The 5,928-nt window shown below is 76.5% G+C and carries 5 protein-coding genes; all 5 read right to left on the bottom strand.

From position 1 onward, the window contains the following. A partial coding sequence (locus E1291_RS38255; protein ID WP_131742933.1) for a winged helix-turn-helix domain-containing protein occupies positions 1-1,942 on the bottom strand: 1,942 nt, incomplete at its 3' end. Between the two features lie 181 nt (positions 1,943-2,123). After that, entirely contained in the window at positions 2,124-3,011 is an 888-nt protein-coding gene (locus E1291_RS38250; RefSeq protein ID WP_131742932.1) for a D-alanyl-D-alanine carboxypeptidase family protein, read from the bottom strand. Between the two features lie 144 nt (positions 3,012-3,155). Further along, complete coding sequence (locus tag E1291_RS38245) at positions 3,156-4,382, bottom strand: sensor histidine kinase (protein WP_131742931.1); 1,227 nt, start codon at positions 4,380-4,382, stop codon at positions 3,156-3,158. Between the two features lies 1 nt (position 4,383). Then, positions 4,384-5,055 (bottom strand): two-component system response regulator CseB, encoded by a 672-nt coding sequence (gene cseB, locus E1291_RS38240; protein ID WP_207401162.1) that lies wholly within the window; start codon positions 5,053-5,055, stop codon positions 4,384-4,386. 54 nt (positions 5,056-5,109) lie between these two features. Beyond that, positions 5,110-5,928, bottom strand: an 819-nt coding sequence (locus E1291_RS38235) for a heme ABC transporter ATP-binding protein (protein ID WP_131742930.1), incomplete at its 5' end; no start/stop codon positions are given.

Genomic DNA, 5,928 nt, shown 5'->3' with positions numbered 1-5,928 from the left:
CGGGCCGCCGCGCGGCGAGGTCGAGCCGCGCCGTCAGCAGGGCGTGCAGGAGCGGGGCCAGATCGTCGGGGGGCTCGCCCCCGGCGGCGCGGGCCTCGTCCAGCTCGGCGCGGGCACGGTCCAGCTCGGCGCGGGCGTCGTCGGGGCGGACGTCCTCCAGGGCGACCCAGGCGCCGGCGAGGCGGACGAACGGGTCCCGCCATCCCGCGGGGGCCTCCGGCAGCCGGTCGGCCCTGGCCACGAGGTCGGCGGCCCGCCCGAACCGGCCCTGGAGCGCCTCGGCCAGCGCCAGGCCGCCCAGGCAGCGGCGGTACTGCGGGCCCGCGCCCGCCTCCGCGGCGGGCAGCGCGAGCCGGAAGCCCGCCGCCGCTTGGCGGGCCCGCCCGGCTCGCAGGTCGGCCAGCGCGTACCCGTGCCGCACCAGCGCGCGCAGCTCGGGGTGATCGTCCACCTGGGCGGGGGGCAGCCCGTCGAGCAGGGCGTCCAGTTCACGGACGCGTTCCCGGAACGCCGCGTCGGGACGGGACAGGCCGCCGACGAGGCGGACCAGCCCGGCCGCGAGCCGCGCGGGGGCGGCCCGATCGTCCGGCAGCGCCCGCAGGAGCGGCTCGGCCCGGCCGAGGTGGAAGGCGCAGGCCCGGGGATCTCCCCGCGCGAGCGTCACCGCGGCGGCCACGAGCGAGGGCTCGGGCTCGGCGGGCGCGACGTGCTGGGGCATCGCGCCGAGGATCCGGGCCAGCGTCCGGTCCCCGGCGAGGCCGAGCAGCCGGCCCACCGCGAGGTCGCCGACCACGAGCCGGGCGGCGCCGGGCCAGTCCTCCGCCAGGACGGCGTGCCGGGCGGCGTCATCCAGCATGCCGCCGCGGCCGAACCACGCCGCCGCGCGCCGGTGCAGGGACGCCACGTCGCCGGGGCGCTCGTGGCGCAGCGTCAGGTACAGGGCGTCGCCGAACATGGCGTGGAACCGGTGCCATCCATGCCCCAGGGGCAGGACGAAGGCGTTCTGCCGGACCAGGTGCGCGAACAGGCCGCCGCCGCCCGGCCCCGCCAGCTCCGCGGCGAGCCCGGCGTCGAACCGCCGCGCGACGCTCAGCGCCAGCAGGAGCCCGCGGACCCGGGCGGGCTGGGCGTCCAGGGCCTCGGCCACCAGGTAGTCCAGGACGGCGCGGTCGTCACCGGCGAACGCCGCGGCGAACGCGTCCGGGTCCGGGTGGCCCTCCATCGTCATGGCGGCCAGCCGGAGCCCGGCCGCCCATCCCTCGGTGCGCCCGCGCAGCGCCCGCAGGGACGCCGCGGTCACGTGCACGCCGTGCCGCGCGAGCAGCGCGCGGGTCTCCCGCTCGTCGAAGGCCAGGTCGCCGCCGCGGATCTCGGTCAGCTCGCCGGTCAGCCGGTAGCGGTGCAGCGGCAGCGGCGGGTCGCTGCGGGAGGTGAGCACCAGCCGCAGCGCCGGCCCGGCCGCCCCGAGGACCCACGCGAGGTCGCGGGCCGCCTCGGAGCCCGCGGGGGGACGGAAGTCGTCGAGGACGAGCACGACCGGCGCCGCCCGTCCGGCCAGCGCGGCGGCCAGCCCGGCGCGGAACGCCTCGCGCGCCCGGCCCGGCGAGCGCGGCGGGGCCGGGAGGCCGGTGACGCCGCCGTCCTCCAGCGCCGCGAGGATGACCGCCCAGAACGCGTCGGGACGGTGGTCCTCGCCGTCGAGGGAGACCCAGGCGACCGGCCTCGGCTTCCCGTCGGCGGCGGCCCAGGCCGCGGCGGCGACGGTCTTGCCCGCCCCCGGCGGGCCGGTCACCACGGTGAGCGGGCCCCGTGCCCCCTGGGCGAGGCGCTCGACCAGCCGGGGCCGGGCGATGGCCCAGTCGCCCTGGGCGGGGACGCGCACCTTGGTCCGGGAGATCGGCGGACGATCCGCGACGGGGCCCCGGGCCGGACCGCCGCTCATGACGAACCCTCCCACCCGCGGGCGCGCACGCCCCGGACGGTCTCCCGGCCGGGGCCGGACCCGCGCTCCAGATCATCGCTGCTGGTCACACGAGGTCACCTCGTCCCGATGACGGTACCTCGTCACTTCGCGCCCAAGTCCATGGAAGCGGAAAGGCGCGGCCGTGAAACCTTGACCCGGATCACCCGGCGCGATCGGCGAGGGCCTGGATCGAGTCGATGAGCCTGCGGCCGGCCGACAGGGCGGAACGCAGTCCCCGCTCGGGCCTCGCGCCGACGTTCTGCTGGAGGACGACCCCCATGAGCATCCGCTTCCCGTCGCCCGTCCTCGCCGCCCACATCAGGGCCCCGCCCGCCCGCGAGCTGGATCCGGTCTTGAGGCCGATGACGTCGGGCTTCTCCAGGAGGGTGTTGGTGTTGACGATCGGTCCCACGCCGGGGACGGTGACGCTCGGCCGGGCCACGATCGAGCGGATCACCGGGTCCCGCATGGCCGCCTTGGCGAGTTTCAGCTGGTCAGTGGCGGTACTGACGGTGCTGTCCTCGTAACCGCTGGCCCCGGTGTAGGTGGTGCGGGACATGCCGAGCCGGGCGGCCTCCCGGTTCATCTTCGCCACGAAGGCCCGCTCGCCGCCGGCGTCCCAGCGGGCCAGCAGCCGGGCGATGTTGTTGCCGGAGGGGATCAGCATCATCTCCAGCATCCGGCGCTGGTCGAACTCCTGTCCCTCGCCGACGTAGACCGCCGACTGGTCGCGCAGGGACGCCTCGCCCGCCGCGGCCGCGTCCACGGTGATCATGGGACCGGGCCGGCCGTCCCGCAGCGGATGATCGCGCAGGATCACGTACGCGGTCATGACCTTGGTCAGGCTGGCGATCGGGACGGGCCGCTGTTCCCCCTTGGTCCCGAGGGCGCCGAGGCCCTCGGCCTCGGCGGCCGCCTGCCCCTCGGACGGCCACCGCGGACCCGAGGCGGTGGCGCCGCCGGGGGCGAGCGTCCGGGCGGCGACGATCACGGCCAGCGCCACGGCGAAGACGAACGCGGCCACGTGCCAGGGACGGAACGATGACATGGGGGCTCCAAGGACGGCCGGAATGCGAGATCTCGCCTGTGCCCGTCATTTTTGGAACCGCGGTTGTCAGGGCCGCCGCGCCGCCGTCTCAGCGTCCGCGCGACCTTGTATCGGCTTCGTATCCGCCCTGTATCAGGCCGCTCGTCAGGGGCCGAGGCTGACGACGGCGACGGCGCCCCCGCCGGGCGCGTCGCCGAACTCCAGGCGGGCGCCGATCACCCTGGCCTGGCCCTGGGCGATGGTCAGCCCCAGGCCGTGGCCGCGGCTGGGGTCGCGGCTGGGGTCGGCCGCGCCGGTGCGAAACCGCTGCGGGCCCTCCGCGAGCAGGTTGGGCGGGAAGCCCGGCCCGTGGTCCCGGACGGTGATCGTGGACGCGGTGGCGGTCAGCTCGACCGGGCCCGCGCCGTGCCGGTGCGCGTTGACGACGAGGTTGGCGACGATCCGGTCGAGCCGCCGCGGGTCGGTCTCGGCCACCGGGTCGCCGGTGACGCCGATCCGCACGGCGAGGCCGGTGCGGCGGACGCAGTCCTCCAGGAACGGGCCGAGCGGGACCCTGACCCGCTCGGCCTCCTCGGCGCCCGCGTCCAGGCGGGAGATCTCCAGGAGGTCCTCGACGAGGGCGCGCAGCACCTGGGCGCGGTCCCGGACGAACCCCGCGGCCTCGCCGTCCGGCAGCAGCTCGGCCGCGGTGACCAGGCCCATGAGCGGGGTGCGCAGCTCGTGCGCGACGTCGGCGGTGAAGCGCTGCTCGGTGCGCAGCCGGCCGCGCAGCGCGGCGGCCATCGAGTCCACCGCCGCCGAGATCTCGGTGATCTCGTCGCGGGCGCGCCGGGCGGTGCCGACGCGGAGGTCGAGGTCGCCGGCCGCGATGAGCCGCGCCGTCCGCGCCACCCGCCGCAGCCGTCTGCTGAACAGCTCGGTGAACAGGGCGCTGACCGGCACGACGACGGCGAGCGCGGCGGCGACGGCCAGCAGCAGGTCGCGGTCCAGCGCGCGGAGCTCGCGCGTCTCGGCGCTCATGTTGATCCAGAGTGCGATCGTCTCGCCCCGGTAGGCCGTCGCCCCCCACATCGCGGGGCCGTTGCGCCTCCCGGCGTCGTACCAGAAGACCTGCTCCCCGGCCGCCGCGCGGCGGCGCAGCCCGGCGGGCAGCTCCGCCGGGTCGTCCAGGTCGGCGCGGGTCCCCGTGCCGTCCCGCAGGCCCTTGATCGTCTTGTCGAGCTCCTCGACGACACGGCCCTTGGCCTGCGAGTGGATGCGCGCGGAACTGGTCTGGTGCACCATCAGGACGATCACCAGGGCGACCGTGCCGGACGCCAGGGCGACCAGCGCCCCGATCTTCCAGCGCAGCGCCAGCGGATTGAACACCATCTCAGCGCCGCAGCTTGTAGCCGAACCCGCGGACCGTCTCGATCCGGTCGGCGCCGATCTTCGCGCGGAGCCGCCGCACGCACAGGTCCACGACCCTGCTGTCGCCGTCCCACGCGTAGTCCCACACATCGCGGAGCAGGGTGTGCCGGTCCAGGACGACGCCGGGGGACGCGGCGAACTCCAGCAGCAGGCGCAGCTCGGTCGGGCTGAGCGCCAGCGGGCGCCCGTCGCGGCGCACCTCCAAGCCCAGGGTGTCGATGGTCAGGTCGCCGAAGGTCAGCGCGGCGGACGGCGCGGGCGCCTCGCCCGTGAAGGTCGTCCGGCGCAGGAGGGCCCTGATCCTCGACAGCAGCACCGTGATGTCGACGGGTTTGACGACGTAGTCGTCCGCGCCCGCCTCCAGGCCCGCGACGATGTCGGCGGACTCCCCGCGCGCCGACATCATCAGGACCGGCACCTGGCTGCTCTCCCTGACCCGGGTGACCAGCCCGATCCCGTTCAGCTGGGGAAGCAGCACGTCCAGCAGGAGGACGTCGTGGCCCCCGGCCTGGAAGAGCTCCAGCCCGGTCAGCCCGTCCGCGGCGGTGGTCACCTCGTGCCCGTAGCGCTCCAGGGCCATCCCGACGGTGCGGCGGATCACCTCGTCGTCCTCCACGAGCAGGAGATGCGCCACTCGGCCCCCTTCGATCACCGGCGTCCGATCCCAGGTCAGGGTAGCCCGCGCCGGTCAGGGCTCCGGCGGCCCGGACGGACGGTGCGGGAGGATCACGGGGCGGGCCGTGCGCGGGTGGGGGAACACCTCGATGTCGTGCCGGTACACCTCCGTGAGCAGCGGCGCGGTGAGGACCTCGTCCGGGGGGCCGCAGGCGGCGAGGCGCCCGCCCGCGAGGACGGCGACACGGTCGGCGTGGGCGGCGGCCAGCCCGAGGTCGTGGACGACCGCGACCACGGCGGCGCCCGCGGCGGCCCTGCGGCGGACGACGCCGAACACCATCTCCTGGTGGCGCAGGTCGAGGGCGGCGGTGGGCTCGTCCAGCAGCAGGAGGCCGGTGCGCTGCGCGAGGACGCGGGCGAGCGCGACGCGCGCCTGCTCGCCGCCCGAGAGGTGGGGGTAGGGCCGGTCGGTGAACCCGGTCACGCCGGTCTCCCGCATGGCCTCGCCGATCGCGGCCTCGTCGTCGTCCATCAGCGGAGTTCCAGCCCAGGGAGAGCGTCCCATGGCGACGACCTGGGCGACGGTAAAGGGGAAGGCGAGCGTCTGCCGTTGGAGCAGGATCGCGCGCCGCATGGCCAGTTCGGTGTGGCTCCACGAGCGGAGCGGCGCGCCGTCGATCACGACGTCCCCGGTGCAGGGGACGTCTCCGCCGACGGCGCCGAGGAGGGTGGACTTGCCCGCGCCGTTGGATCCGACGAGGGCGAGGACCTCACCGGTCCGGACGGTCAGGTCCACCCCGGCGAGGACGGTGCGGGCGCCGCGGTCGGCCGACAGGCCGGTCAGCTCGGCGGCCGGGGCTCCGGCGGGCGCCGGGCGGGGCGGGCGGGCGCG

The sequence above is a fragment of the Actinomadura roseirufa genome (assembly GCF_900659635.1).
Lineage (GTDB): Bacteria > Actinomycetota > Actinomycetes > Streptosporangiales > Streptosporangiaceae > Spirillospora > Spirillospora roseirufa.
The sequence above is the reverse complement of the archived record's forward strand: the minus strand, read 5'-3'. Positions and strand labels throughout refer to the sequence as shown.